The organism is Catenulispora pinistramenti, from assembly GCF_018274385.1.
Classification (GTDB): Bacteria; Actinomycetota; Actinomycetes; order Streptomycetales; family Catenulisporaceae; genus Catenulispora; species Catenulispora pinistramenti.
In genome coordinates, this window is sequence record NZ_JAAFYZ010000024.1 from 13,972 (window position 1) to 38,849 (window position 24,878).

At 69.8% G+C, this 24,878-nt stretch carries 27 protein-coding genes and 2 riboswitches; of the genes, 11 read left to right on the forward strand and 16 right to left on the reverse strand.

Going from position 1 to position 24,878, the window contains the following annotated elements; genetic code table 11:
• Positions 1 to 45: 45 nt before the first annotated feature.
• A complete protein-coding gene (locus KGQ19_RS09930; protein WP_212008790.1) occupies positions 46 to 1,692 on the reverse strand; it encodes an NRAMP family divalent metal transporter in 1,647 nt (548 codons plus the stop codon).
• A 289-nt stretch (positions 1,693 to 1,981) separates the two neighbouring features.
• A riboswitch (M-box (ykoK) riboswitch) is annotated at positions 1,982 to 2,159 on the reverse strand.
• A 62-nt stretch (positions 2,160 to 2,221) separates the two neighbouring features.
• On the opposite strand from KGQ19_RS09930, the gene KGQ19_RS09935 reads away from it, so the two are divergent.
• Positions 2,222 to 2,365 (forward strand): hypothetical protein, encoded by a 144-nt coding sequence (locus tag KGQ19_RS09935; RefSeq protein WP_212008791.1) that lies wholly within the window; start codon positions 2,222 to 2,224, stop codon positions 2,363 to 2,365.
• On the opposite strand, the gene KGQ19_RS09940 is transcribed toward KGQ19_RS09935, so the two are convergent.
• Complete coding sequence (locus KGQ19_RS09940) at positions 2,334 to 2,807, reverse strand: hypothetical protein (protein ID WP_212008792.1); 474 nt, start codon at positions 2,805 to 2,807, stop codon at positions 2,334 to 2,336. The two genes, KGQ19_RS09935 and KGQ19_RS09940, sit on opposite strands and share 32 nt — an antisense overlap.
• Positions 2,808 to 2,916: 109 nt before the next feature.
• Here KGQ19_RS09940 and KGQ19_RS09945 point away from each other — a divergent pair, with 109 nt between their 5' ends.
• Both KGQ19_RS09945 and ligD read left to right on the forward strand, forming a co-directional pair.
• Positions 2,917 to 3,996: an ATP-dependent DNA ligase gene (locus KGQ19_RS09945; RefSeq protein WP_307856380.1), complete on the forward strand. Its 1,080-nt coding sequence runs from the start codon at positions 2,917 to 2,919 to the stop codon at positions 3,994 to 3,996.
• Positions 3,993 to 5,021: a non-homologous end-joining DNA ligase gene (gene ligD / locus KGQ19_RS09950; RefSeq protein WP_212008793.1), complete on the forward strand. Its 1,029-nt coding sequence runs from the start codon at positions 3,993 to 3,995 to the stop codon at positions 5,019 to 5,021. The genes KGQ19_RS09945 and ligD overlap by 4 nt, the downstream gene beginning before the upstream one ends.
• A 65-nt stretch (positions 5,022 to 5,086) precedes the next feature.
• On the opposite strand, the gene KGQ19_RS09955 is transcribed toward ligD, so the two are convergent.
• Positions 5,087 to 6,169, reverse strand: a complete 1,083-nt coding sequence (locus KGQ19_RS09955) for a DNA polymerase IV (RefSeq protein ID WP_212008794.1) — start codon at positions 6,167 to 6,169, stop codon at positions 5,087 to 5,089.
• 328 nt (positions 6,170 to 6,497) lie between these two features.
• On the opposite strand from KGQ19_RS09955, the gene dnaN reads away from it, so the two are divergent.
• The 3 genes from dnaN to KGQ19_RS09970 all read left to right on the forward strand — a co-directional run bounded on the left by dnaN (position 6,498) and on the right by KGQ19_RS09970 (position 10,946).
• A complete protein-coding gene (gene dnaN / locus KGQ19_RS09960; protein WP_212008795.1) occupies positions 6,498 to 7,667 on the forward strand; it encodes a DNA polymerase III subunit beta in 1,170 nt (389 codons plus the stop codon).
• Between the two features lie 43 nt (positions 7,668 to 7,710).
• Complete coding sequence (locus tag KGQ19_RS09965; protein ID WP_212008796.1) at positions 7,711 to 9,015, forward strand: radical SAM protein; 1,305 nt, start codon at positions 7,711 to 7,713, stop codon at positions 9,013 to 9,015.
• 167 nt (positions 9,016 to 9,182) lie between these two features.
• Positions 9,183 to 10,946 (forward strand): penicillin-binding transpeptidase domain-containing protein, encoded by a 1,764-nt coding sequence (locus KGQ19_RS09970; RefSeq protein ID WP_212008797.1) that lies wholly within the window; start codon positions 9,183 to 9,185, stop codon positions 10,944 to 10,946.
• A gap of 143 nt (positions 10,947 to 11,089) precedes the next feature.
• Here the strand turns inward: KGQ19_RS09970 and KGQ19_RS09975 are convergent, their stop codons facing one another.
• The gene (locus KGQ19_RS09975; protein WP_212008798.1) at positions 11,090 to 11,932 is read right to left on the reverse strand and encodes an NAD(P)H-binding protein; all 843 of its coding nucleotides are present in this window, start codon (positions 11,930 to 11,932) and stop codon (positions 11,090 to 11,092) included.
• A gap of 95 nt (positions 11,933 to 12,027) precedes the next feature.
• On the opposite strand from KGQ19_RS09975, the gene KGQ19_RS09980 reads away from it, so the two are divergent.
• Complete coding sequence (locus KGQ19_RS09980; RefSeq protein WP_212008799.1) at positions 12,028 to 12,393, forward strand: winged helix-turn-helix transcriptional regulator; 366 nt, start codon at positions 12,028 to 12,030, stop codon at positions 12,391 to 12,393.
• A 56-nt stretch (positions 12,394 to 12,449) separates the two neighbouring features.
• On the opposite strand, the gene KGQ19_RS09985 is transcribed toward KGQ19_RS09980, so the two are convergent.
• The 3 genes from KGQ19_RS09985 to KGQ19_RS09995 are packed head-to-tail and all read right to left on the reverse strand — an operon-like array spanning position 12,450 to position 14,166.
• Positions 12,450 to 13,250, reverse strand: a complete 801-nt coding sequence (locus KGQ19_RS09985) for a class I SAM-dependent methyltransferase (protein WP_212008800.1) — start codon at positions 13,248 to 13,250, stop codon at positions 12,450 to 12,452.
• A gap of 35 nt (positions 13,251 to 13,285) precedes the next feature.
• On the reverse strand, positions 13,286 to 13,735 hold the full coding sequence (locus tag KGQ19_RS09990) for a hypothetical protein (protein ID WP_212008801.1): 450 nt from the start codon (positions 13,733 to 13,735) through the stop codon (positions 13,286 to 13,288).
• Entirely contained in the window at positions 13,732 to 14,166 is a 435-nt protein-coding gene (locus tag KGQ19_RS09995) for a MarR family winged helix-turn-helix transcriptional regulator (protein WP_212008802.1), read from the reverse strand. The genes KGQ19_RS09990 and KGQ19_RS09995 overlap by 4 nt, the downstream gene beginning before the upstream one ends.
• Positions 14,167 to 14,377: 211 nt before the next feature.
• Between KGQ19_RS09995 and KGQ19_RS10000 the strand changes: the two genes are divergently transcribed.
• Positions 14,378 to 15,955 (forward strand): nitroreductase family protein, encoded by a 1,578-nt coding sequence (locus tag KGQ19_RS10000; RefSeq protein WP_307856381.1) that lies wholly within the window; start codon positions 14,378 to 14,380, stop codon positions 15,953 to 15,955.
• A 199-nt stretch (positions 15,956 to 16,154) separates the two neighbouring features.
• Here the strand turns inward: KGQ19_RS10000 and KGQ19_RS10005 are convergent, their stop codons facing one another.
• From KGQ19_RS10005 to KGQ19_RS10035, 8 genes are all read right to left on the reverse strand, one after another.
• Positions 16,155 to 16,589, reverse strand: a complete 435-nt coding sequence (locus KGQ19_RS10005; RefSeq protein ID WP_212008803.1) for an RpiB/LacA/LacB family sugar-phosphate isomerase — start codon at positions 16,587 to 16,589, stop codon at positions 16,155 to 16,157.
• A gap of 24 nt (positions 16,590 to 16,613) precedes the next feature.
• Entirely contained in the window at positions 16,614 to 17,330 is a 717-nt protein-coding gene (locus KGQ19_RS51800; protein ID WP_212008804.1) for a (2Fe-2S)-binding protein, read from the reverse strand.
• 35 nt (positions 17,331 to 17,365) lie between these two features.
• Positions 17,366 to 18,241, reverse strand: coding sequence for a CbtA family protein (locus KGQ19_RS10015; protein ID WP_212008805.1), 876 nt, complete (start codon positions 18,239 to 18,241; stop codon positions 17,366 to 17,368).
• 21 nt (positions 18,242 to 18,262) lie between these two features.
• Positions 18,263 to 18,481: a CbtB domain-containing protein gene (locus tag KGQ19_RS10020; protein ID WP_230418434.1), complete on the reverse strand. Its 219-nt coding sequence runs from the start codon at positions 18,479 to 18,481 to the stop codon at positions 18,263 to 18,265.
• Between the two features lie 44 nt (positions 18,482 to 18,525).
• A riboswitch (cobalamin riboswitch) is annotated at positions 18,526 to 18,684 on the reverse strand.
• A 31-nt stretch (positions 18,685 to 18,715) separates the two neighbouring features.
• Entirely contained in the window at positions 18,716 to 19,438 is a 723-nt protein-coding gene (locus KGQ19_RS10025; RefSeq protein WP_212008807.1) for a hemerythrin domain-containing protein, read from the reverse strand.
• Between the two features lie 170 nt (positions 19,439 to 19,608).
• Complete coding sequence (locus KGQ19_RS53400) at positions 19,609 to 19,683, reverse strand: 50S ribosomal protein bL37 (RefSeq protein ID WP_370343036.1); 75 nt, start codon at positions 19,681 to 19,683, stop codon at positions 19,609 to 19,611.
• Between the two features lie 58 nt (positions 19,684 to 19,741).
• Positions 19,742 to 20,140, reverse strand: a complete 399-nt coding sequence (locus tag KGQ19_RS10030) for a hypothetical protein (RefSeq protein WP_212008808.1) — start codon at positions 20,138 to 20,140, stop codon at positions 19,742 to 19,744.
• Complete coding sequence (locus KGQ19_RS10035; protein ID WP_212008809.1) at positions 20,137 to 22,452, reverse strand: ATP-binding cassette domain-containing protein; 2,316 nt, start codon at positions 22,450 to 22,452, stop codon at positions 20,137 to 20,139. The genes KGQ19_RS10030 and KGQ19_RS10035 overlap by 4 nt, the downstream gene beginning before the upstream one ends.
• Before the next feature lie 128 nt (positions 22,453 to 22,580).
• Here KGQ19_RS10035 and KGQ19_RS10040 point away from each other — a divergent pair, with 128 nt between their 5' ends.
• A complete protein-coding gene (locus tag KGQ19_RS10040; RefSeq protein WP_212008810.1) occupies positions 22,581 to 23,282 on the forward strand; it encodes a MerR family transcriptional regulator in 702 nt (233 codons plus the stop codon).
• Here KGQ19_RS10040 and KGQ19_RS10045 read toward each other — a convergent pair.
• On the reverse strand, positions 23,279 to 23,860 hold the full coding sequence (locus KGQ19_RS10045) for a TetR/AcrR family transcriptional regulator (RefSeq protein ID WP_212008811.1): 582 nt from the start codon (positions 23,858 to 23,860) through the stop codon (positions 23,279 to 23,281). The genes KGQ19_RS10040 and KGQ19_RS10045 overlap by 4 nt on opposite strands.
• An 80-nt stretch (positions 23,861 to 23,940) precedes the next feature.
• On the opposite strand from KGQ19_RS10045, the gene KGQ19_RS10050 reads away from it, so the two are divergent.
• A complete protein-coding gene (locus KGQ19_RS10050; protein WP_212008812.1) occupies positions 23,941 to 24,531 on the forward strand; it encodes an SAM-dependent methyltransferase in 591 nt (196 codons plus the stop codon).
• Between the two features lie 2 nt (positions 24,532 to 24,533).
• A complete protein-coding gene (locus KGQ19_RS10055; protein ID WP_212008813.1) occupies positions 24,534 to 24,863 on the forward strand; it encodes a DUF2218 domain-containing protein in 330 nt (109 codons plus the stop codon).
• The last annotated feature ends 15 nt before the right edge of the window (positions 24,864 to 24,878 follow it).

The window sequence follows — 24,878 nt, forward strand, 5'->3', positions numbered from 1 at the left end:
GTCCGTCCGGGGGCGCGTGGGTGACGGTTCGCGTCACGGGCCGGGTCAGTGCCCGAGCATCATCTCGACGAGCTTCCACACGCACATCACCATCGACACCAGCAGGTACAGCCGCAGCGCGCCCATGGAGTAGCGGCGGGTCCTGGAGAACTTCAGCTGGCCCAGCTGCGCCAGCGGCGGCATCCGCCACTCGTCCCGGCCGGAGCGGTCGATGAACTCCGCGACGAAGTCCGGGGCGCGGCGGGCCCGCAGGGCCTTGACTCCCAGGAATCCGGCGGCGGCCAGCCCGCCGACCGCGCAGCCGACCAGGATCTGCTCGATCTGCCCGGTGCTGATGGCCGGCCAGATCACCGAGGCGGTCAGCACCATCGACAGCGCGATCAGGACGCCGATCACCGTCGAGGTGAACAGCGTGGTCTTCTTGCTGTTGACCCAGGGCCCGAGCACTTCCTTGTCGACGCACAGCAGCAGCAGGAACACCGTGGCCGAGGGCAGCAGCACGCCGGCCAGCGCCTGCACGCCGGTGGTCAGCACGCCCAGCACGTGGTCCGAGGCGCCCAGCACGATCGTCGCGGCCAGCGCGATGACCCCGGCGTAGACGGCGTAGAAGCCCTTGGCCTGCTTCACGCCGCGGTGCAGCGAGTGGTTGATCTTGAAGACGTCGCCGATGGCGTAGGCGGTGGACAGCGAGACCGCGAACGCGCCGATGATCGAGGCGTCCAGCAGCGCCACGGCGAACATGTCGCCCAGCGCCCGGCCGCCGTAGTTCTGCAGCGCCGTCGCCAGCGAACCGGCGTTGGTGAAGTCCGGGGCGCCCTTGGCGGCGAAGGCCACCGCGCCCAGCCCCATGATCGCCGCCCCGCCGATCACCACGACCACGATGCCGATCCACAGGTCGGCCTTCTCGTACTTCATGAAGCGCGGGGTGATCCGCTTGTCGATGACGTAGCTCTGCTGGAAGAACAGCTGCCAGGGCGCGACGGTCGTGCCGACGATCCCGATGATCAGCAGCATCAGCGGGGCCATGCCGCCGGCGCCGCCGGGGAACGAGGGCCGGACGAAGTCGTGCGCCATACCGCCGACCGCCGGGTGCGCCATCAGCGAGATCGGGATCAGCAGCAGCGAGCCGACACAGAACACCAGCGCCAGCCGCTCGAACCGGCGGAAGGAGCCGGTCGAGGCGGCGGCGACGATCACCAGCGCGGCCAGGATCACCGACGGCACCTTGGGCAGGCCCAGGTAGCCGGTCGCCAAGGTGATGCCGATGAACTCGGTCACGAGAGTCAGAGCGTTGAGCAGGAACAAGTCGATGACGGAGAACGCGCCCCAGAACTTGCCGAAGCGCTCGAAGATCAGCCGGGCGTGCCCGACCCCGGTGACCGCGCCGAGGCGCAGCACCATCTCCTGGTTGACGTACAGAACAGGGACCAGCAGCAGGAGCGTCCACAGCAGCTTGGTGCCGTAGTCGTGGCCGGCCTGGCCGTAGGTGGCGAAGGCGCCGGCGTCGTTGTCGCCGATCATCACGATCAGCCCGGGGCCGACGATCGCCAGCAGCGTCTTCAGCTTCGCCGACAGGCCGCGGCGGGCGTCGTGGTCGCCCAGCTGGATGGTGCCGAAGGCGCCCTTGATGTCGCCGACGTGCGCGTCGTCGAGGACTGCGGTGGTCGGGCGGTCGAGCAGTGCGGTGGTCATATGGTTCACCCCTCCCGGCCCGCTTGGCGGGCATGCAGGAGACGGCAGCAGACATAGAGCCCCCAACAGGGGCCGTTATGGGAAAAGAGTCAGGGCTGCTGCGCGTCGGTCGGATCGAAGAGCAACGTGGAGCACGGTCGGCCAGCCGCGATCGGCTGCCACGTAGTGCTACTACTGGGAATATCCACGCCACTCACCTCCACCCGACAGGGCCGCAGGAATCCACCTGCACCGCAATCCTCACGGGAGTGCACGCGCTGGAACGCGTGCTGAGTCCAGCTGAAAAGCCGGAGCACTCCCTCTCGTAAGAGCTTTGGCACTGCCCGGCGTAACCCGACCGATCGGCCGGTAGCCACTTCGGGTCACCCCTTAAGCCGAGGAGACCTGTCCTGACCTTGGGCGTCTCTCGACGTCGTGAGATCAGTGGCTTGTGTCCGGTGCAGACGCCTCACCTAACGAGGTGCCTTCTTGACAGAAGAGAGGATACCCCGATCATTGCTCATTTGCCTAATCGAGCGAATGATCAGAGGTGCGGCTGCCACAGCTGGTGACGTACAAGGGCATCGGCACCACGCTGTTCTGCAATACGAAGCCGGACGAGCAGGGCCGCTTCTACGCGACGCGCTGGATCGACGCCCCGGTCAAGGGCGGGCCGCGCCGGGCGGACCGCTGACCGGCTGCACCGTCGCGAACGACTCGACCACCAGCCGCAGCGTCGCCAGGACCGCGGCGCCGTCGCCGCGGGCCGGCGGCGGTTCGAGGGCGTCCAGCGGGATCGCCCGGCCGGCGTGCACGATCAGCGCCTCGGCGGCGGCCGGCCAGAAGCCGAAGCCGGTGTGCGTCGTCTCCTCGGTCCTCATGTCGCGGTGCGAGTAGGCGCTGCTGATGCGGCCCGGCTCCGGCTTGCGGATCATCCCGGCCGCGTCGGCCCGCTCGACCATCGTCGATCCGCCGGCGGACCAGTGATCTCCGTCGGCGTGTGACTCAGCCCACTGATCCGCCTCCGGGGCCAGTTGGAAGTGCCAGCCGTGGGTCCGCTCCACGAACTCGCGCTTGGCGACGTCCCGCAGGCGCGCGCTCTCGGCGTAGAAGGCATCCAGCTGCTCCTTGTCCATCGCTCGATAGTAGGCAACCGCCGCGGGAGGCGAGCGTCGCGGGAGGCGAGCGCCGCCCGTTCGCCCGCGCCGGAGTGCCGACCCCGGATCTTCGTCTTACGGTCGGAACGTGGATCTCCCGGTCATGCCGCCGGTGCGGCCGATGCTGGCCACCGCTGTGCGGGACGTGCCGCGCGGCGCGGGCCTGGCCTACGAACCTAAGTGGGACGGGTTCCGCTGCGTCGTCTTCCGCGACGGTGCCGAGGTGGAGCTGGGCTCGCGCAACGACCGGCCGCTGACCAGGTACTTCCCGGAGCTGGTGGAGTTGCTGCTGGCCGCCTTGCCGCCGCGCTGCGTGGTGGACGGCGAGATCGTCGTGGTCACCGGCTCCGGCCTGGACTTCGACACGCTCCAGAACCGGCTGCACCCGGCCGCCTCCCGGGTCCGGAAGCTGGCGGCCCAGACCCCGGCCAGCTTCGTCGCCTTCGACCTGCTGGCACTCGACGACCGGGACCTGACCGGGGAGCCGTTCAGCGAGCGCCGCCGGTTGCTGGCCGGTGCGCTGAACGCCGGCAGCGAGCGGATCATCCTCACCCCGCTGACCGAGGATCCGGACGTGGCGCAGGACTGGTTCACCCGGTTCGAGGGCGCGGGCTTCGACGGCGTGATGGCCAAGCCCTTGGACCTGCCTTACGAACAGAACAAGCGGGTCATGCTCAAGGTGAAGCACGAGCGCACCGCGGACTGCGTCGTGGCGGGCTTCCGCTGGCACAAGGACGGCGAGGGTGTCGGTTCCCTGCTGCTGGGTCTGTTCGACGACCAGGGCGTGCTGCATCACGTCGGCGTGGCCAGCAGCTTCACCGCCGTGCGGCGTCGCGAACTGGTCACCGAGCTGGCGCCGCTGCGCGAGAACGCCATTGACGGCCATCCCTGGCGCGACTGGGCCGAGGCTCAGGAGCAGGCCGGCGGCCGGATGCCCGGCGCGCGCAGCCGGTGGGCCGCCGACAAGGACCTGGCCTGGGAGCCGCTGCGTCCGGAGCTGGTCGCCGAGGTCCGGTACGAGCACCTGCTGTCCGGCCGCTTCCGGCACGGCGGCCGGCTGGTCCGCTTCCGGCCGGACCGCACGCCGGAGTCGTGCACCTACGCCCAGCTGGAGCAGGTGCCGCCGGCCGAGCTGGCCGAGGTGTTCGGTGCGGAGGGGGAGAAATGACCGAGGAGACCATCCTCGACCTCGACGGCACCGAGGTCGCGGTGTCGCACCCGGACAAGGTGTACTTCAGCAAGCGCGGCGAGACCAAGATGGACCTAGTCCGCTACTACCTGGCGGTCGCCGGGCCGATCATGAACACCCTGAAGGACCGCCCGCTGCTGATGGAGCGCTATCCGAACGGCGCGGGCGGCAAGTCCTGGTTCCAGAAGCGGGTGCCGAAGACAGCGCCACCGTGGCTGACCACCATGGAGGTCTCCACGCCCAACGGCACTACCAGCGACGCGCTGGTCGCGGCGGACATGGCGCACATCGTGTGGGGCGTGAACCTGGGCTGCCTGGGGTTCCACGTCTGGCCGATCCGGGCCTGCGACCCGGACATCACCGATGAGCTGCGCATCGACCTGGACCCCTCCCCCGGCGTCGGCTACCCGGAGGTCCGGCACGCCGCGGTGCTGACCCGGGAGCTGTTGGCCGAGCTGGGCATCGAGGCTTACGTGAAGACCTCCGGATCCCGGGGGCTGCACATCTATGTCAGCCTCCTGCATCGCTGGGACGGCTACGAGGTCCGGGCGGCCGCGGTCGCGCTGGCCAGGGAGATGGAACGCCGGTATCCGGAGCAGATCACCGCACAGTGGTGGAAGGAGGAGCGGGGTGCACGGGTGTTTGTGGACTTCAATCAGAACGCGCCGCACAAGACGGTGTTCGGGGCGTGGTGCGTCCGGCCGCGGGTCGGTGCGCAGGTGTCCACACCGATCTTCTGGGACGAGCTGATGACGGTCGTCCCCGACGAGCTGACGATCGCCACGGTCCCGGCCCGGGTCGCCGAGCGCGGGGATCCGTGGGCGGAGTACAACGCGCGGCCGCAGTCGCTGGAGCCGCTGCTGGAGATGTCCCGCCGGGACATGGCGAACGGGCTGATGGACGCGCCGTGGCCGCCGGTGTATCCGAAGCAGCCGAACGAGCCGCCGCGGGTGGCGCCGAGCCGGGCCAAGCACACAGAGCCGGACCCTGCCGACGCCTCATGAGGCTGAAGACTGTGGGTCCGTAAGGGTTTCAGCTTCTGTCTTTAACTCTGGTATTAACTCCGGTCTTAACTCCGGCTCTGACTCTGACTCTGGCTCGGCTCTGACGCTGACTCTGGCTCGACATCCGGGAACTCCACCCGCACGCCGAGCAGCCGCACCGGCCGGTCCAGCTCCAGGAGCCTGAACACCTCCAGCGCGGCGCGTTCGATCTCCTCCGCGTCAGCCGTCGGAGCGGGCAGCGTGATGCTCCGCGTCTTGGTGATGAACGGCGCGTACCTGATCTTCAGCCCCACGCGCGCCGCCGGCCGCTCTTCCGCCACGACGTCCTCGGCGACGTGCCGGGCCAGCTGCCGCACCTGCACGGCCAGTTCCCCGGCGTCGGCGATGTTCTGCTGGAACGTGACCTCGCGGCTACGTCCCTTGGCCACGTGCGGCGTGCCGGCCACCTCTGCGTCCCCGGCGCCCTGGGCCAGCAGCCAGAAGTAGGGGCCCATCTTCGGCCCGAACCGGTCGGCCAGTACGGCGCGGTCGGCCCGGCCCAGCTCGGCGACGGTGTGCAGGCCCAGCTCGGCGAGCTTCTTGGCGGTGCGCGAGCCGATGCCCCACAACGCTTCGGTCGGGCGGGCGGCCATCACGGCGGCCCAGTTCTCGTGGGTGAGCCGGTAGACGCCGGCCGGTTTGGCGAACCCGGTGGCGGTCTTGGCGCGCAGCTTGTTGTCGCCGATGCCGACCGAGCAGGACAGGCCGGTCTCGCCCAGGACGGCTTCGCGGACATCGGTGGCCAGCGCCTCGGGGTCTTCGGTGCGGGCGCCGAGGAACGCCTCGTCCCAGCCCATCACCTCGACCACGACCGGGAACTCCCGCAACGTGGTCATCACCTGCTCGGACGCCCGTTCGTAGGCGGCGCGATCGGCGGGCAGGAAGACGCAGTCCGGGCACTTCTTGGCGGCGGTGCGCAGCGGCATCCCGGAGTGGACGCCGAACTCGCGCGCCTCGTACGAAGCGGTCGCGACCACGCCCCGGCGCGTCGGATCGCCCTGACCGCCGACCACGACCGGCCGGCCCCGCAGCTCCGGCCGCCGCGCCACCTCGACAGCCGCGATGAACTGGTCGAGGTCGACGTGCAGCACCCAGTCCGTGCTGGACACGGGTCCAGTATGCCCAGGCCGGGGCGGGGTCGCCTGTCGGAGGCGGCCGTCTGCGGCACACCTGCCGAGCTGCACACCTCGTGGCAGGCATGCCACCCGAGCTGCACACCTCGTGGCAGGCATGCCTCCCCAGCTGCACGCCTGCCCAGCTGCACGCCTGCCCGGCAGCCAGGCAGGCGATCGCCAGCGCGAAGCTCTCCCCCATCAGATCGCCCGGATCGCCGCCGCGCCGGGACGACCGCCGCCCGTGGGTGCCACCGGGCAAGATGCCGCCCGACCCACATCAGGATCCTTCGTCATCCTTCGTCGCGACCAGAAAGCGGTGCCCATGAAGTTCGAGGCCGAGCGAGACATCTTCGCCGAGGCGGTCGCGTGGACCGCGCGATCCCTGCCGGGCCGCCCCGCCGCGCCCGTGCTCGCCGGCCTGCTCTTCGAGGCCTCCGACCGGGGCTCGGTCAGCGTGTCCGGGTTCGACTACGACACCTCCGGGCGGGCCGGGATCACCGCCGAGGTCGGCGAGCCCGGGCGCCTGCTCGTCCACGGCAAGCTGCTCGCCGACATCGCCAAGTCGTTGCCGGACCGGCCGGTGCGGATCGTCTCTGAGGGGTCGAAGGTCCTGCTGTCCTGCGGCTCGTCCCAGTTCGCGTTGCGGACCCTGCCCGTCGAGGACTACCCCGAGCTGCCGGGCATGCCCGGCGCCACCGGCACCGTGGCCGGTTCGGACCTGGCCAAGGCCGTCGCTCAGGTGGCCGTCGCGGCCGCGCGGGACGACACCGTCCCGATGCTCACCGGGATCCGGATCGAGATCGACGGCGACACCCTCACCCTGGTGTCCACCGACCGCTTCCGGCTGGCGTACCGCGAGCTCCCCTGGCAACCCGACGCGGACTGCCCCGCCACCACCGCGCTCCTGCCCGCCAAGGTCATGGCCGCCGCCGCCCGCGCGCTGGCCGGACGCGACCGGGTCACGCTGGCGCTGGACGGCGGGCAGAGCGGCGCGGGCCTGATCGGCTTCGCCTCACAGGACCACCCCAGGGGCCCGCGGCAGATGACCTCGCGTCTGCTGTCCGGCGAGTTCGTGAAGTACCGCAGCTTGTTCGCATCCGTTTACGCCACCACCGCGACCGTCGAGACCGCTCCGTTCCTGGCCGCCGCCAAGCGCGTGTCGCTGGTGGCCGAACGCACCTCGCCGATCCGCCTGGCCTTCGCCCGAGGCACGCTCTCCTTGCAGGCCGGCGCCGGAGACGAAGCGCAGGCCTCTGAGTCTGTCGAAGCCGTGCTGACCGGCGAGGACACCACCGCCTCGTTCAACCCCGCCTTCCTGCTCGACGGTCTCCAGGTGATCGACACGCCGTACGCACAACTGTCGTTCACCGCGCCCGGCAAGCCGACCGTCCTCATGCCTCGTCAGTCCCTCGACGTCCCGGCCCGCGACGACTTCCGCTATCTGATGCTCCCGCTGAAGGCACCGCGGGCATCCGGCGCCGGGCCCGCATGAGATATTCAAGACCTGACCCGATTAGCCGGAAGCGAGGTCCACGATGGTCGCTGAACTCACAGCGGACGGGGCGACGACACGCGAGCTGGAACGCATGATGGCGGAGTTCCCAGACCTGCCGGTCGAGGCCGTCATCAAGCAGGACATCCTGCGGCAGGGCCTGGCGTTCAGCCCGGACGCGCTGCGGGTGGCCAGCGGGTACAAGCCCAAGGACTACTTCATCTTCACCTTCGACCTGGTGCCGGTCGCGGAGATGGCCGAGCACGCGCAGTTCCGGGCCCCGGAGGAGATCCGGATGACCGGCGGGCCCTACGACCTGCGGCGCACCGTGGTGTCCACGCGGGTCGCGCCGGACAGCCCGTACATCGTGGAGTTGCGGGACGGCAAGCTCGCACTCAACTGCGAGGGCGTGTACCTGGCCGACCTGGAGTTCCCGCCGATCCCGGCCTACTACGAGCACACCCTGTCCTCCGGCAAGAAGATCAGCCAGATCGCCCCGGCGATCGAGTGGGGCTACCTGGTGTACCTCACGGTCTACCGGCTGTGCCAGTACTGGGGCCGGGACGAGGAGTGCCGCTTCTGCGACCTCAACGAGAACTTCCGCCAGCAGCGGGCGGCCGGGCGGGAGTACACGGCGGTCAAGGAGATCGAGGACATCGTCGAGGCGATGACGCTGATCAACCAGTACGACACCGTCACCAAGGCCTACACCGTCACCGGCGGCTCGATCACCAAGAAGCTGGACGGCATGCGCGAGGGCGAGTTCTACGCGCGCTTCGCCGAGGCCATCGAGTCCCGGTTCGCCGGCCGCTGGATCCCCAAGGCCGTGGTGCAGGCGCTGCCGGTGGACGAGGTCCAGATGCTCTTCGACGCCGGGTACCGGGTCTACCACCCCAACTACGAGGTGTGGGACAAGGACCTGTTCGCCTGGATCTGCCCGGGCAAGGACCGCTACGTCGGCCGCGACGAGTGGATGAAGCGCATCCTGGACTCCGCCGAGATCTTCGGCCCGACCAACGTCATCCCGAACTTCGTCGGCGGCGTGGAGATGGCCGAGCCGCACGGGTTCACCGACGTCGACCAGGCGATCGCCTCCACCACCGAGGGCCTGGACTTCTTCATGAGCCACGGGGTGATGCCCCGGTTCACCACCTGGTGCCCGGAGCCGACCAGCAACCTGGGCCGGCAGAAGGGCCCGTCGCTGGAGTACTTCGTGAAGCTGCTGCGCGCCTGGCGCGACACCTTCGAGAAGTACAGCCTGCCGGTCCCGCCCGGCTACGGCCGCCCCGGCGCCGGTAACGCCGAGTTCTCGGTGAGCGCGTTCATGGACGTCATCCGGACGCATTGAGATTCGCCAGGTTCCGGCGGCGGCGACCCATCCGCCGCCGGACCCTTCGATGGTTGACAAATCGAACAAAGAAACAGCCCTGAAGCCTGGCCGAAAGGCTTGACAGTGTAGTTTGGCCGATACCGCCTTCGTGCGGGACAGCCGAAAGCACTTGGGGAGATGACAGAATGACGGGGCGGCGAATAACGGCGTTGCAGACTGCGGCCTGTGGCCTGACGGCGGCGGCCCTGCTGGCCACCAGCGCGTGCGGCGGCAGCAGCGGCAAGTCGAAGGCGTCGGGCGACGCCAAGGGCGGGTCCGGCGGTGCGAGCACCAGTTCCTCGCCCGCGGCCACGCCGCAGAGCGTGGCGCAGGCGTTCCTGGCGGCCTGGTCCAGCGGCGACTACGCCGGGGCCGGTGCGCTCACCGACGACACCACGAACGCGACGAACCGGTTGAAGGCGATCGCCGGTTCGCTGAACGCCCAGAAGGTCCAGCTGACCCTGGGTTCCCAGGAGAACGTCCAGGCCAACAGCGGCGGGTCCACGCCGTCCGGGTCCACCTCGGGCACGTCGACCTCTGGCTCGGCCGCCACCCCGTCCGGCGGTTCGTCCTCCGGCTCGTCGGCGCTGGCCCGCTTCGGCTTCAACGTGAACGACACCTTCGCCGGCAACCTGGTCTGGGCCTACCCGTCGTCCCTGGACATCGTCCAGGGCCCGTCCGGCACCCCGGTCGTGCACTGGTCCTCCTCGGTCATCAACCCGCAACTCGGCCCCACCGCGCTGCTGAAGGCGGTGGCACCGAAGCAGACCGTCACCGACAGCACCGGCAACCCGATCAACCTCACCGCCCACCCGACGCTGGCCCCGGCGATGAACACGCTGGCCAACCACGCCGCGATCCCGGCCAACCCGACGCAGCTCACCATCCAGTTCATCGATCCCAAGACCAACAACCAGATCCCGAACTCGCAGGACTGGCCGCTGGGCACATCCAACGGGACCACCCCGACCCTGAAGACGACGATCGACCCCAAGGTCCAGTCGGCGCTCGAGAGCGCGCTGAAGCCCTGGAAGAACTCCGGCATCGTCGCGCTCCAGCCGTCCACCGGCTACATCCTGGGCATGGCCAGCAACGACCCGAGCTTCACGGCCCTGGAGTACCAGGGCACCCGGGCGCCGGGCTCCACGTTCAAGGTGGTCACCACCGCGCTGGCGCTCACCCAGGGTCTGAAGACCACCGACTCGGTGAACTGCAGCCCCAACGCCACCGTCGAGGGCCAGATCATCAACAACGACGCCAGCCTGCGCAGCGGATTCCCGAACGCCACGCTCAAGGACGCGTTCCTGGTCTCCTGCAACACCGCGTACGTCCACCTGGCGATGGACGGCAAGCTCGGCAGCGACTACAGCGCGCTGACCAACGAGGCCAAGACCTACTTCGGCATGAACCAGAAGTGGGACCTGGGCATGGGCCCGGCCACCTACGGCACCCCCGGCGACCAGCAGGTCCCGCCGGCCGACGGCCAGGGCCTGTTCGCCCGCGAGGCCTTCGGCCAGGGCAACATCACGATGTCCCCGCTGACCATGGCCTCGGTCGCCGCCACGGTGTCCACCGGCCAGTTCAAGCAGCCGATCCTGGTCCCCGGCACGCCGCAGATCCCGGCCACCCCGCTCCCGCCGGCGGTCGACAGCCAGCTCGTCTCCCTGATGCAGGGCGTGGTCAACTCCCCGGAGGGCACCGCGTCCACGGTCTTCCCGCACAACATGGGCCTCGGCGCCAAGACCGGCTCCGCCGAGGCCTCTGACACCCCCACGACCGACAGCTGGATGATCGTCTTCGACAAGACGCACGACATCGCCTTCTGCGCCCTGGTCCTCAACGGCGGCATGGGCTTCCAGGCGGCGGGCCCGGCCATCAAGTCGGCGCTGAGCTCCCTGGGCTACATCTAGTACCGGCCGGTTCCGGGTCACCGGGGCACGCCGGGACACCGGGGCAGGTTCCGCACGATCGGGTCCCGCCGCCGACGAGGGTTGTCGGCGGCGGGACTTTGTTTTTCGCAGAGCTCTGTGTTCCGGTCGCGGGATTCCGCGTCTCAGCGGAACGCCTCGATGTTCCGCCCCGCCCACTGTGCGAAGGACCGCGGAGCCCGGCCCAGCACCCGCTCCACATCCGGGCTGATCTGCGACTCCTCCGCGTTCGGCGCGCTGATGATGTCCAGCGTGTCGTCGGCGAGCTCGCCCGGAATCCCCTGCTGCTCCATCCCCGCCTTCGCCTCCGCGCGCGTCAGCTCCTGGAAGCGGACCGGCGACCCCAGCGCCGCGGCGATGTCCGCGGTCTGCCGGCGCGGCGTGATCACCGCCGGGCCGGTGAGCGTGTACACGCCGCCCAGGAACCGGCCGTCCGTCAGGGTCGCCGCCGCCACCTCGCCGATGTCCGCCGGGTCGATGACCGGCACGCCGGTGTCGCCGAACGGGGCCGCGACCAGCTGCCGCGTGCGGACGGACTCGGCCCACCACAGCGCGTTGGACGCGAAGCCACCCGGCCGCAGGATCGCCCACTCCATGCCGGACTCCCGCACCGTGTCCTCCAGCCCCCGCATCATGATCCGGGTCGTGCCGAAGGGCCGCGTCGACACCCCTTGGGTCGACAGCAGAACGATCCGGCGCACCCCGGCGGCCGCGGCCGCACCGACGATGGCGGCCGGGTCCGCGTCGGCCGCGTGCAGACCGCCGGACAGCAGCAGGAACAACGCCTTCGCGCCGTCCAGCACCGGCTCCAGGCCGGCCGGGTCGGCCAGGTCAGCCGCCACGTGCCGCACCCCCTCCGGCACCGCGGCGGGGTGCCGCGAGACCGCCGTGACCTGCTCCCCCGCCGCGGCGAGCGCCTGGGTCAACGGCCGCCCGATGTTTCCGGTAGCACCGGTCACCACAATCATGAACTGCTCCTTCGTGCCGACGTTCTTGCGTGCTGACGACGTTAGGAGATCGGGCTAACTCTTGGTAAGGACATACCCTGGGGTAAGCTCCTCCCATGACGGCAGGCGCACAGCTCACCGACCCCGTGACCGCACCCCGATATGACGTGTTTCACACCGACTGCCCGGCGCGCGATGTGGTCGACCACGTCACCAGCCGCTGGGGAATCTGGGTCCTGATCTCGTTGCGGCAGGGCGATCTCCGCTTCTACGAGCTCCGCGACCAGATCCAGGGCGTCAGCGAGAAGATGCTGTCCCAGTCGCTGCGGGCCCTGGTCGAGGACGGCCTGGTCTGGCGCAAGGTCGAGCCGACGACGCCACCCCGGGTGACCTACGGGCTCACCGATTTCGGGCGGGAACTCGGCGAGCCGCTGGAGGAACTGTTCGGCCGGATCACCCGACGGTTGTCGCCGCCCCGGTAACCGGGTTCTGAGTCAATGTCCTGAGCCGGCGTTCTGAGCCGACGTCTGAGTCGACCTCAGCGACGCCAAGCGGTCAGGCGGCAGGGGACGCCGACGTAGGTGACGTGATCCGCACTGGCGCCGGCCTGTTCCCAGCCGCTTTCGAGGACCTCGAAGAAGCGGTCGTCGGCAGTGCAGCCACCGGCCTCCTGGCCCGCGTAGATCAGCAGATCACCACGATAGGCGGTGAGCGCGCGAGCCGCCCAGGCGTCGTCGTTGTTGGGCCAGCACAGGAACAGTGCCCGGTCGCCGTGAAGGGCCGCGACACTGTCGTCGCCGGGCTCGACAGCGGTGTAGGCGCGTTTCGCGTACCCGTTGAGCTCCGACGCCGCGAACGGATCGTAGGCGAGCGTGTCGATACCGGCGGCGCGCATCAGCCAGGCCCAGTAGCCGCCACCGGCGCCGATCTCAACGACGCCGCGCTCACCGGCCGTCGCCGCGATCCACGCGATGTCCCCCGGACTGGGGATCGACCAGCTGTACCGGCGCGACAACCCGTCCCGGTCCAGACCGGCGGCCCGCACCCGGTCCCGGATCCCGGCGTCGGCATGCAGCCACATGGTGGTCGGACCGGCGCTGTCGTCCCAGATCTGGGTCGGCAGGTTCCGGACGACTCGCCAGTACGGGTTGCCGATGCTGTCGATTTGGTCGGCGGGGCCGGCGGCCAGCGGCGGATGTGCCCACGGCGGTCCGAAGGGCCGGGGCCGCGCCAGGACCGCCGCGCACAGCTCGGCGGCGAGCGCCGCCAGCTCCGCGTCGGACAGTTCGTCGGCGTCGGACAGTTCCTCGGCGGCGGTGGTCATCACTTCTTCGGTCATAGCGGTCTTCCCCCGTGTTGCGTCCCAGAGAAAACCTACCTGTTCACCGTCCACGGGAACGGCTCACGGTCCGGCTCCGCCCAATCAGCACGGGCCTCGGCGGACGCGAGCAGTGCCGAGGAGTAGAAGCGGGACAGCAATCGCTTGTCCAGCAAGGCCGGATTCGACGCGGCGAAGTTCTCGAAGTTCTCGGAGTTCTCAGAGTTCTCGGAGTTCTCGTTCTCGTCGATCTGGTCGATCTCGTCGACCCGGTGCTCCGCGGCGTGGTATCCGACCACCTCGACCCACGCCCGGCTGACGGTGGCGTGGTACTTCTGCGGCGCTCCGGCGTAGCGCGCGGTCTCCTGTATCCCGTCGCTCACCACGGTGATCGCCTCGGCGGTGCCGAAACGCCGGACCGCCAGCCACGTCAGGTGAACGTGCTGCCGGTGTCCGAAGCGTTCGGAGCCGGCCATGACTTCGTCGTACAACGCCTGGAAGCTCATCTCGACTCCTCGGTCAATGCCCGCAGCACCTCGTGGAACGCCGCGACCTTCTCAGGGCCCAGCGATGCCAGCACGCGCCGCTCGAACGTGTCGATCGTCTGCCGGATCGCGTCCGCGGCCGTCCGCCCGGACGGTGTCAGCCCGATCAGCACCGAGCGGCGGTCGCCCGCGAGCGTCCCGCGGGTGATGTGCCCGCGCCGCTCCAGCCGGTCCAGGACCCCGGTCAGCGTGGTCGGCTTGGTCCCGATCGCGGCGCCGAGGTCGGAGACGGTGCGGCCGCGGCCGTCCGCGAGGTTCGCCAGCGCGTTGATCTCCGACGACGTGAGGTCCAGGTCGACCAGTTCGGTGGCCAGCCTGTGCAGTGTGGCGTGAGTGGCGCGCTGGAGGGCGAGAAGGGCTGATTCCTCAGGTGATACGGATCCGGTCTTCACGGAATCGGATAATACTGTTCCGTAGTAACTCGGACAAGCCCAGGTCTCCTGAGGTCCCCACCATCGCCCGCCGCAATCACACCGACGCACCGGAGCCGGGCGGCCTAGGATTCGAGGTAATCGAGCTGGCGGGGCACGACCATATCGGGGCATTGGCACAGTCCGATGCGGTGTCGCCGCAGCTAAGGGAAGCACTGGCGGGGAGCAAGTGGTGAATGCTGTGGAAGACAACCAGATCGAATCGGCTACCGGGGCGCTGCACAGGCTGACGCGTCTGGCCCCTGACTGGGAGTGGAACAAGCGCGCGGACGACCCGCGGATCCGGCACGACATCGAATCCAACGACGAGAAGCGGCGCACACCGCCGGTGAAGTCATACCAGGACACACTGCCCCGGACCGCGCTGCCCCGGGATCTGCCGGCAGGGTCTAAGCCGGCGCTCGCGGTGCTCGGCGGGACGACGTCAGCCGGGGCCGAGTCGGCGTCGGACGGCCAGGGCGGCACCGCGCCGACCGGAACCGAGTCGGCATCAGCCGGCACCGCGCCGCTGGACTTGGCCGCGCTGAGCCGGGTGCTGTTCCTGGCGGCGGGCGTCGTGCGCAGCCGGCAGGAGGACTTCGGAACCGTGCTCTTCCGGGCCTCGGGCTCGGCCGGCAATCGCTTCCCGCTCGAACTATACGTCGCGATCCCCGAGCTCCCGGGCTCCGACCTGCCTTCCGGCGTGCACTGGTACGACCCGGTGGACCACGCCCTCGTCCGCATCGGACCGCCGCCCGCCGATTCCGGCACCGGATCCGGCTCCGACACCGACACCGACACCGGCGCGCCGACGATCATCGTGACCGGCGTCCCCTGGCGCACCGGCTGGCGCTACGCCGAGCGCGGTTTCCGGCACATCTACTGGGACTGCGGCACCATGCTCTCGCAGCTCCTCGCGCTCGCCGACTCCGGCGGCCTCGCCCCGCGCCTGTTCACCCGGTTCCCCGATGCCGCCGTATCAGAGCTCGTAGGAGTCGACGGCGTCCACGAGTGGCCGATCGCCCTTGTGACCCTCGGTGCCGGAGCACCGTCGATCACGGCGGCCGAACCGCCGGTCGCCGGCGTCACCGACCCGGAGCCCGCCGAGTTCCCGCTCGTCACCGCCGCGCAGCACGCCGGCGACCTGGACCGGCTCGGCGAACCCTGGGACTTCGACACCCCCACGGTGCCGACCCAGGACTCCCCGACACTCGACGCGGTCATCGTCAAGCGCGGATCCCAGCGCCGCATGGACCCGAGCCGCGGCCTCCCGCTGGAGACCCTGCGTACCTGCATGAGCGTCGCGTTGCGCGGCATCGACGTCCCGCACTGGATCGCGGTCCACGACGTGACCGGCCTGCCCTCCGGGCTGTATCGCTGGCCAGAGCTGGGGAATCCGGTCCGTTCGGAACACCAGGACGCGATGCGCGCCGAACTCCACCGCGTCTGCCTGGGCCAGGCCCTGGGCCGCGACGCCGCGTTCGTCGTCATCGCCGGCACCGACGTCGCCGGGCTGTCGGACCGCGAGTACCGCGAAGCCCAACTCGCCGCGGGCATCGTCGAGGGCCGGCTGCACCTGGCCGCCTACGCTCTGGACGCCAGCGCGACCGGCATGACGTTCCTGGACACCGAGATCCCGGCGCTGCTCGGCGATCCCGAGACCCCGGATGCCCTGCTGTTCACCTGCGTCGGGGTGCCCGGCAACACCTCCAAACCAGCCGGGCGGCCCGGGGCGCCGACAGCGGTCCGCAAGGTGACTCCCCGGGAATAGGCCGCGAAGGAGACGAGGCGCGCTACGCGGCGAAGAACGCCTTCGCCGCGTACGCCAAGCGATCTGCTCCTGCGGGTACTCGGGGAGTCGCCGGGTCGAACGGGAAGCGGGCGCCGGGGAACTCCGGAGCTCCGCGACAGTCGGCTCATCTGCATGATTCACGCTCACGGCTTCAGGCCGACCGCGCCGCGACCGCACCTCAGATCTGCGCGACATGCTCCACATTCGCCTGATCCGCCGGATCGGCGCTCGGCTCGCCGGCGAACCACGCGTCCAGCATCTCGACCAGCAGCGGCTCAGAGGTGAGGCGCAGGCTGAGGGCCAGCACGTTGGCGTCGGCCCACTTGCGCGCGCCGTCGGCCATCACAGCGTCCGTACACAGTGCGGCCCGCACACCGTCCACCTTGTTCGCCGCGATCGACGCCCCGGCGCCGGTCCAGCACGCCACCACCGCTTGATCAGCACGCCCCTCGGCAACGGCCCGCGCCGCCGCCTCCGAGCACCACGCCCAATCCGCACGCTCGCCCGGGACCAGTGCACCGAAGAGCAGCACCGTATGCCCGCGCCGCTCCAACTCCGGCCCGATCTCCGCGGCCACCCCGGCCACCTCATCCGCCGACACCGCGATGCGCATGGTCCCGCTCCGTCCTGTTTCGATCTAGGTGTCCATTGCACCACGCGCCGGGCCCAGGACACAGTCACCGCACAGCGCCCCATCCCGGTCGGGAGCCGCGCGGTAGATGAGGCAGCAGCTGCGGCGGCGGAACGTGCCGTCCGGCTCGAAGGCGCCGGAGCCCGCGAGGTAGGGGCCGGAAAGTAGATCCTGCATCAGGGCACTGGCCTCGGGATGCGCTGCGGAGAGCATCTTGCCCGCGCCGACCAGAGCGGAGGCGACGTTGCCGCGCACGATGCGCTCGTTGACGCCGAAGCGGGCGATCGCCATACCGAACTCGCCGACCACGCCGCCCAACACGCCATCGGCGAACGTGGCGCCGGAGTCGAGCGCCGCTCCGCGCAACGACAGCGGAAAGAGGCTGCCGAGTGTCGGCTGCCACCAGAGATCTGCTGCCCGGACACGGCCGCACCGCTGATGAAGCACCGCCAGCGCGAGCAAAGGCGAAACCACCCGCGCCACCAGCCCCAGGTGCACGACCGACGCCGCGACCCGCAGCTCCACCCCCGCCGCCTCCTGACCAGTCCCGGCAGCCAAGAAGCCACGAACCCCCGCGACCCGCTCCACCAGCACATCAGGATGGTCGACCAGCTCGCGCATCGGTCGCCACAGCCCCGCTTGTTGTTCCGCCGCGCCGCCACCAACCCCGCCGTGAAAGCCCACCCCGAAGTAAGGCCCCAGCGCAGCAAGCTCCTCGCTCACTACCGCCGGGGCCGTCAATCTGTCGTCGGCAGCCGTCACACCGCCGCCGCGGTAACACCCGAACCCGCGCCGCCTGTCGCCTCGGCGCGTTCCATCACCGGGCGCAGGACGCGCTCGGCCAGGGGGCCGAAGATCAGGGCGAGCGTGCCCCACAGGATGAGCTGGTTGCAGATCGAGTAGAAGCGGAACGAGAACAGCACGTCGGCCGGGAAGCCCGGGTAGACGATGTTGCCCTTCGGGTCCGTCAGGGGCAGTGGCGTCTCGGTGGCGTGGTGTCCGTAGGCGTGGACGTTCGCCGAGAGTTCGCCGAGGCTGGGCAGGATCGCCATCACGATGCCGATCGCGACCGCGAAGCCGAGCACTGAGAGCAGGGTGGCGTTCCAGTTGCCGAAGCGGGGGGCCAGGCGGCGGCCCAGCCAGGTGGCGGCCAGGATGAAGGCCAGGGAGCAGACGACCATCGTCAGGTACAGGGCCGCGCGCGGTTTGATGGTTTCGGGGTGGCCGATGGCCGGCGGGTTGGCCGGGTACTTCAGGTAGGGCACCAGGTAGATGCCGGCCAGACCGGCGCCGGCCACCAGGAGGGCCAGTACCTTGGGCTGGATCCGGCCGACGCGGCCCAGACACAGCAGGTAGACCACCGAGTACAGGGCGCCCATGGCCGCGCCGAAGCCGATCAGGCCGACGCCGATGCCGATGTTGCTCTGCACCGTGCGGCTGAACAGATCCGGGCCGGCGGGGTCGATCGGCAGGCCGGCGGCCGTGTTCAGGGCCGCCTGGGCGGCGTCGCGGCCGTTCTCGTAGGCGATCGCCTTGTCGATCACCGGCTCGGCGAAGATCCGGGCGAAGCAGAAGGCGACCAGGCCGGCCAGCGCGCCGGCCAGCAGGCCGCGCGTGATGAGTTGCTTTTCCATGAGGGCTCTGATTCCCCGCGCTCAGTGGCAGGGGAAGCCGAGCAGGTGGCGGGAGTCGTGCACGAACTCGTGGATGTGCATGTCGCTGCCGAACACCGACACCGCGCCCTGGTCCACGCCGATGAAGTAGTACGCCAGCAGCCCGAACAGCAGCGCGCCGCCGATCCACAGCCGGGCCTTGGTGGCGGAGACCACCAGCGGGGTGGGAACGGAAGTCGGGGCAGGGGAAGAAACGGGCATGGTGCTCACAATGAGCCTCCTTCGGGATCCAGCGTCCCTGTTCGATGGAGCGGGTCGACCGGGGAGGGTCTGACTCACCCGTCACCTCGTCTGCCCGACGAGGGGAGGGCTCACAGTGGCGCGACCGTGCCGGAATCTCACCGGCTTCCTATCCCAGTACCTTGCTTGGGCAGCGTAGGGCCGCCAGGGGCAGCCGTCAAAGAGATGTCGATCACCGTCGCCCCACGCTCCCCCTCAGACCCAGGGGTGACGCCGGCGGTGACGCGGCCCCCAGAACAGGCGATTCAGAACCTTGACGGGAGCGGGCATAGCGTGGAAGAACGCCGCTTGGTGGGCCTCGTCAGCGCCGTCGATGACCCACGGGACGTAGACGGCGGCGCCCGACAGCTTCTGCTTGCGGGCGATCGTCTTTCCGAAGGCGGCCCAGTCGTCAGGGCTCAGGACCTCCTGGATCAACGGCAGCGCGGCGTCTTCCTCATGCTTCATATGGCCGCCGAGCGCTGCTTCAAGGTCCCCGACGAGACCGACGAGATCGGCAGGACCGGCGAGCTCGGCGGGACCAGCGGGATCCGCAGGATCCGCCGAGCGCTGTTCCAAAGCGGCGTCCACGGCTTCGAGCAACGGGTCCAGGCTCGCGTGTTCGGCGGCCATGGCGGCCAAGATCTCAGCGGCCGAGGTCTCAGCGGCAAGGAGCTCGGCGGCATCGGGACGGCCGGCACAGGCGGCTTCGACCCGAGGCCACAGCGCCTCGTCCTCGGCGGTGTGGTGGACGTGCAGCTGCTGCTTGAAGGTGGCCCACCCGAGCCGGACGCCGACGCTGTCGGTGCGGCCCTCGGCGGCGGCCCGGCGCAGCCGCGCCAGATCGCGGCGGAAGGCGTCGTGGGTGACGTACATCAAGGTGAAGTCGATGCGGCCGGTCGATCGGCCGGCGGTGCTGGTGCCCGGGTCGGTACTCATGGCAAGCCTCCGTCGTCATTGATACGAGACTCATAATACATGAGACCTTGAAATTATGGGATGCGTATTAATTGCGGAGGTCGAAGATCGGCAGGAGGCCGGCCGAAGATCCCCGGAAACCACAAGGTCCCGCTCTGAGCAGCAGCTCGGAGCGGGACCTGAAGGGTCGCTCAGGCGTTGGGGCGCTTGCCGTGGTTCGCGCCCTTCTTCTTACGACCTCGCCTCTTGTTACCGCGCTTAGCCATCTCAGTCCTCCTTAACCGCCCGGAGTGCCCGGACGAGAACGTAAGTCTATGGTCCCGCTCAGGCCCGGATCGCCTCCCTGCGCGCCCGGTCCCGCACGCGCCGCGCGATCAGCTGGGTCGCCGACAGATTTCGTCCCGCACTCACGGTCAGCACCGGGGGCACGGTCTCCAGCCCGTGATAGAGCACCGCGACCAGCTGCAAGAAGCTCATCAAGCCCGCGAGGTCGACGCCCAACGGCTCGGTCCTGGTCGGCGTGTCCCCGCCGATCACCAACGGCCGGTCGAGAGCGGCCACGACGTCACACAAAACAGCCAACTCCTCGGCCGCCACGGTCGCAACCGGGCGCGGATCGTAAGGCCGGTCGGCCCGGAAGGGCAGCGACTGGAAGGTGTCGGCGACCCGGCCGGCGGATTCCGCGACCGCGGTGAGGAATTCAGGGAGGAATTCGGGAGTCATCGCGCGGCCTGCTCCAGGATCCCCAGGATCGGAGCCCCACCGACCGCGCGCCGCAGGTACTCCCCCGTGTGTGATCCCTCTGTAGTCAGCAACCCGGCCGGAGTCCCTTCGTACAGCACGTATCCGCCCCCGGCCCCCGCCTCCGGCCCGAGGTCGATCAGCCAGTCGGCGTGCCCGACCAGGTCCAGGTTGTGCTCGATCACGATCACCGTGGCGCCGTGCTCGTCGATCAGCCGGTCCAGGGCCGCCAGCAGCCGGTGCACGTCGCTCATGTGCAGGCCGGTGGTGGGTTCGTCGAGGACGTAGACACCGCCCGGCTCCGACAGGTGTCCGGCCAGCTTCAGCCGCTGGCTCTCACCCCCGGACAGCGTGGTCAGCGGCTGGCCCAGGCGCAGGTAGTCCAGGCCGACGGTGGCCAGCGCGCCGAGGATCGAGGCGATTTTGCGATCGGCGGCGAAGAACTCGGCGGCCTCGGCCACCGTCGATTCCAGCACGTCCCCGATCGACAGTCCGCGCAGCCGGTATCCCAGCACGTCTTCGGTGAAGCGGCGGCCGTGGCAGGCCACGCACATCGACGTGACCGTGTCCAGATACGCCAGGTCCTGCTCGATCACGCCGAGCCCGGCGCACTCCGGGCACGCCCCGGCCGAGTTCGCGCTGAACAACGCCGGATGGACGCCGTTCGCGGCGGCGAAGGCCTTGCGGATCCGGTCCTGCACACCGGTGTAAGTGGCGACGGTCGAGCGCCGGTTCGCCCCGGGCGCGGACTGGTCGACCGCGATCACCTGCGGGTGCTGGACCCGCAGCACGGCGTGGGCCAGTGAGGACTTGCCCGAGCCGGCCACGCCGGTGACGACGGTCAGCACGCCGGTCGGGAAGTCGATGTCGAACCCGGTCAGGTTGTGCGCTCGGGCGTTGACGACCGGCAGCTTCCCGGTGGGTTCGCGCAGCGCGTGGTCCGGTTTCAGCCGGACCGGCTCGTCGAGGAACCGGCCGGTCAGCGTCCCGGACCCGCGCAGGCCGGTGACGTCGCCGGTGTAGCCGACCTCGCCGCCGGCGGTCCCGGCACCGGGCCCGAGGTCGATGACGTGATCCGCGGCGATGATGACGTCCCGGTCGTGTTCCACCACCAGCACGCTGTTCCCCTTGTCCCGCAAGGCCCGCAGCAGGTCGGTCATGCGGGACACGTCGCGCGGGTGCATCCCGATGCTCGGTTCGTCGAACACGTACAACAGGTCGTTGAGACTCGACGCGAGCTGCCGCACCAGCTTCACCCGCTGCGCCTCGCCGCCGGACAGGCTCGCGGTGCGCCGGTCAAGGCTCAGGTATCCCAGACCGATGCCGACCAGATCCTCCAGCCGTGCCCACAGCGCGTTCAGCAACGGCTCGATCGTCGGATTCGAGATCTGATCCAGCACGGTCACCAGGTCCGAGGCGGCCATGGCCGACAGATCCGCGATCGTGTAGCCGGCGACCCGGCTGGACAGAGCCAGCGGCGACAGGCGTGTGCCGCCGCAGTCCGGGCAGCAGGCGGTGGTCGTGAACGCCGCGATCAGTTTGCGAGTGCGTCCGCCGCGGGTCTCAGGGTCCTGGTCCAGATACAGCCGCCGGAACTTGGTGACGGCTCCTTCATACGAGGCGTTGTAGGCCTGGCCTTGGAACTCCATGGCAACGATGCCGTCATCGGCGTAGAGCAGATCGTGCAGTTCGGCGTCGGAGTACTCGGCGACCGGCCGCGCGGGGTCGAACCGCCCCGAGCCGACGAGGATCTGCCAGTTCCGGCTGCCGACGGCGAAGACCTCGCAGAGCAGCGCTCCCTCGTCGAGCGAGCGGGAGCGGTCGAGGAACACGTCCAGGTCCACGACCGTCGCCTCGCCGAGCCCTTCGCACGCCGGGCACATCCCGGCCGGCATGTTGAACGAGAAGGCGTCCGCGTGCGGCACCAAGGGTTCCCCGGCGCGGCTGAACAGCAGGCGCAGCAACGGCGCGATGTCGGTGATGGTGCCGACCGTGGAGCGCGCGCCGCCGCGCAGCCGCCGCTGGTCGACCATGATGACCGCCGGGAGGTGTTCCACGGTGTCCACGGCCGGCCGGGACAGCGCCGGCAGGAAACCGCGGACGAACGCCGGCAGCGTCTCGTTGAGTTGGCGCCTGGCCTCGACCGCGATGGTGTCGAACACCAGCGAGGACTTGCCCGAACCGGACACCCCGGTCACGGCGGTCAGGGCGCGCTTCGGGACCGCCACGTCGACGGCCCGCAGGTTGTGTACTCGGGCTCCTCGGACCTCGATCCATTCCGTCACGTTTTGCATGATTAAAGTTTATCTTTGAAGTGTTTGTTGAGACTTTCGCGCTTCATACCGCGCAAGTGAAGGTAAAAGTTTAAACTCCGGGGTTAAAGCCGCTATGAGAAGGCCGATACCGAGAGGAGCGTTCCGCTGTGCGTCCGGTGGACTTGGCCCGCGCCGCAGGGGTGTCGACCCAGCAAGTACGCAACTTGGAGGCGGCCGGAGCGCTTCCGGAGGCGGAGCGGAGCGTGTCGGGGTACCGGCGTTACAACGAGCGGCATCTGGCCGCGCTGCTCGCCTATACCGCTCTCGCACCGGGGGTCGGCGCCCCGGACGCGCGGGCGATCGTGGCGGCGGTCGGCGAACGGCGGGTCAGCGAGGCCACAGAGCTGTTGGACGCGGCGCACGCGGCGTTGCATCACGGTCGGGCTTCGCTGGTGGAGATCGAGCGCACGTTGGCGGCGGCTGTCGCGCAGGAGCCGGCGGCCGATGCGCCGGACGGCCTTCGGGTGAGCGCGTTGGCCCGGCTGCTCGGCGTGCGCACCTCCGCGTTGCGGGTGTGGGAGGCAGCGGGATTGCTCGCCCCGGCCCGCGAACCCGTTACCGGATACCGCGTTTACAGCGCGCGGGACGTCCGCGACGCCCGCATCATCCACACCCTGCGCCAGAGCCACTACCTGTTCGACCGCATCCGGCCGATCATCGACGGCCTGCGGCGCACCGGCGGCTCGGAGGCCTTGCAGGAGGCGCTGGCCGATCGTCGGCTCTGGCTCGACCAGCGCTCGGCAGCGTTGTTGGAGGGTGCTTCGCGGTTGTGGAGCTATGTCGAGCTGATGCGCGGAGCGAGCGCCTAAGGCCTCAGCCCGGCCAGCGTAACGGCCACCAGCCGCTCCACCGCCGCCCTCGACGGCAGGCTGCCGGCACCGTTCAACGCGTTCACGCAGTACACCGCGAGTTCGGGCGGCGGCACGTCGGTACGCACTTCGCCGCGAGCAGCAGCCTGGGCGATCAGTTCACTGACGAAGTGTTCCAAGTGCCGGTGCGCCTTCTCGACTCCGGCCGCGTGGTGCAGCGATGCCGCGAGGTCCGGGCCGTGGTGGTCGCCTCGGTCGCGACGGTTCCGCTGGGCATAGGAACGAAGCACGACCGCCAGCCGGTCCGCGTCCGAGGCTTTGGCCGCCGCCTCCATCAGCTCCGCCAGGTGCGTGACGACCTGCCGGTCGTGCCAGGCGGCCAGGATCGAGGCGACGTCCGGGAAGTACTTGTAGAGCGTCGCGCGGCCGATGCCGCCGGCCTGGGCGATGCCGGACATCGTGACGCCGGTCAGGCCGTGCTCGCCGACCTGGGCCGCGGTGGCGTCCAGGATCGCCTCGCGGACGGAGTCGCGGTGGTCGGCGAGGGTGTCGCTCCAGATCTTCGGCACGGGGTCCATGCTATCCACTCTGTCGATGATCGAGACATAGTGCCATTGACAGAGACACTCTGTATCGAAAAACTGAAGCCATGAAAGCCATGGATTCTCCCCCGCCCTGGGACGTCGGCGAGCCGCAGCCCGCGGTTCGAGCGCTGGTCGAGGCCGGCGGGTTCGGCGGCCGGGTATTGGACGTGGGCTGCGGCTACGGGGAGAACGCGCTGCTCATAGCGGCCTCGGGGCTGCACGTGACAGGCGTGGATCGCGACGACGAAGGATTGCGGCGGGCCGCGCAGCTGTCGCGGGAGCGTTCGCTGGACGGCCGAACGAGGTTCATCCGGTTCGACGTCCGGAACCTGGCCGAACTCGGCGAGGTCTTCGACACCGTCCTGGATTCGCTGGTGTTCCACGCCTTCAAAGGCCCGGCGTGCAAGCAGTACGTCGCCGGGCTGCGTTCGGTACTGCGGCCAGGAGGACGGCTGCACGTCCTCGGCTATAGCGACCTCCACGTGGGCCCGCCGAACCCGCCCCACCAGGTCTCGCGCGCCGACCTGCACGAGGCGTTCGCCGACGGCTGGACCGTGGACGAGATCCGCGAGACGAGGTGCCTGTCGAACCTGGCCCCCGACGGCGTCACCGCATGGCTGGCCAGCTACACGCGCAATCAAACCCGCAATCAAGAGGAGTCCTGACTATGCCCACGGCCGAAGCCCACGTGGCCACCGACCGCGCCGGCCGCTATCTGCAACAGCTCTGCTCCCACGCCTCGCGCCTGCGCCACGGCCCCGGTCATGGCTTCCGGTCGGGCCGCGGCCAGGCCGGCCCGAGTGCCGAGGCCACGTCCGACACCACCGGCCGCATCACCCTGGGCACCGCCCGGTGCGAGCTGACAGCGGGTCCGACCGAGCTCGCACTGCGTGCCGAGGCGGACGACGAACAGCAGCTCAGGGCTCTGCAAGAGGCGGTGACCCGGACGCTGGAGCGGGTCGGGCGACGGGACGGCCTGACCGTCGTCTGGGGGTAGACCCTGCTGCCGATC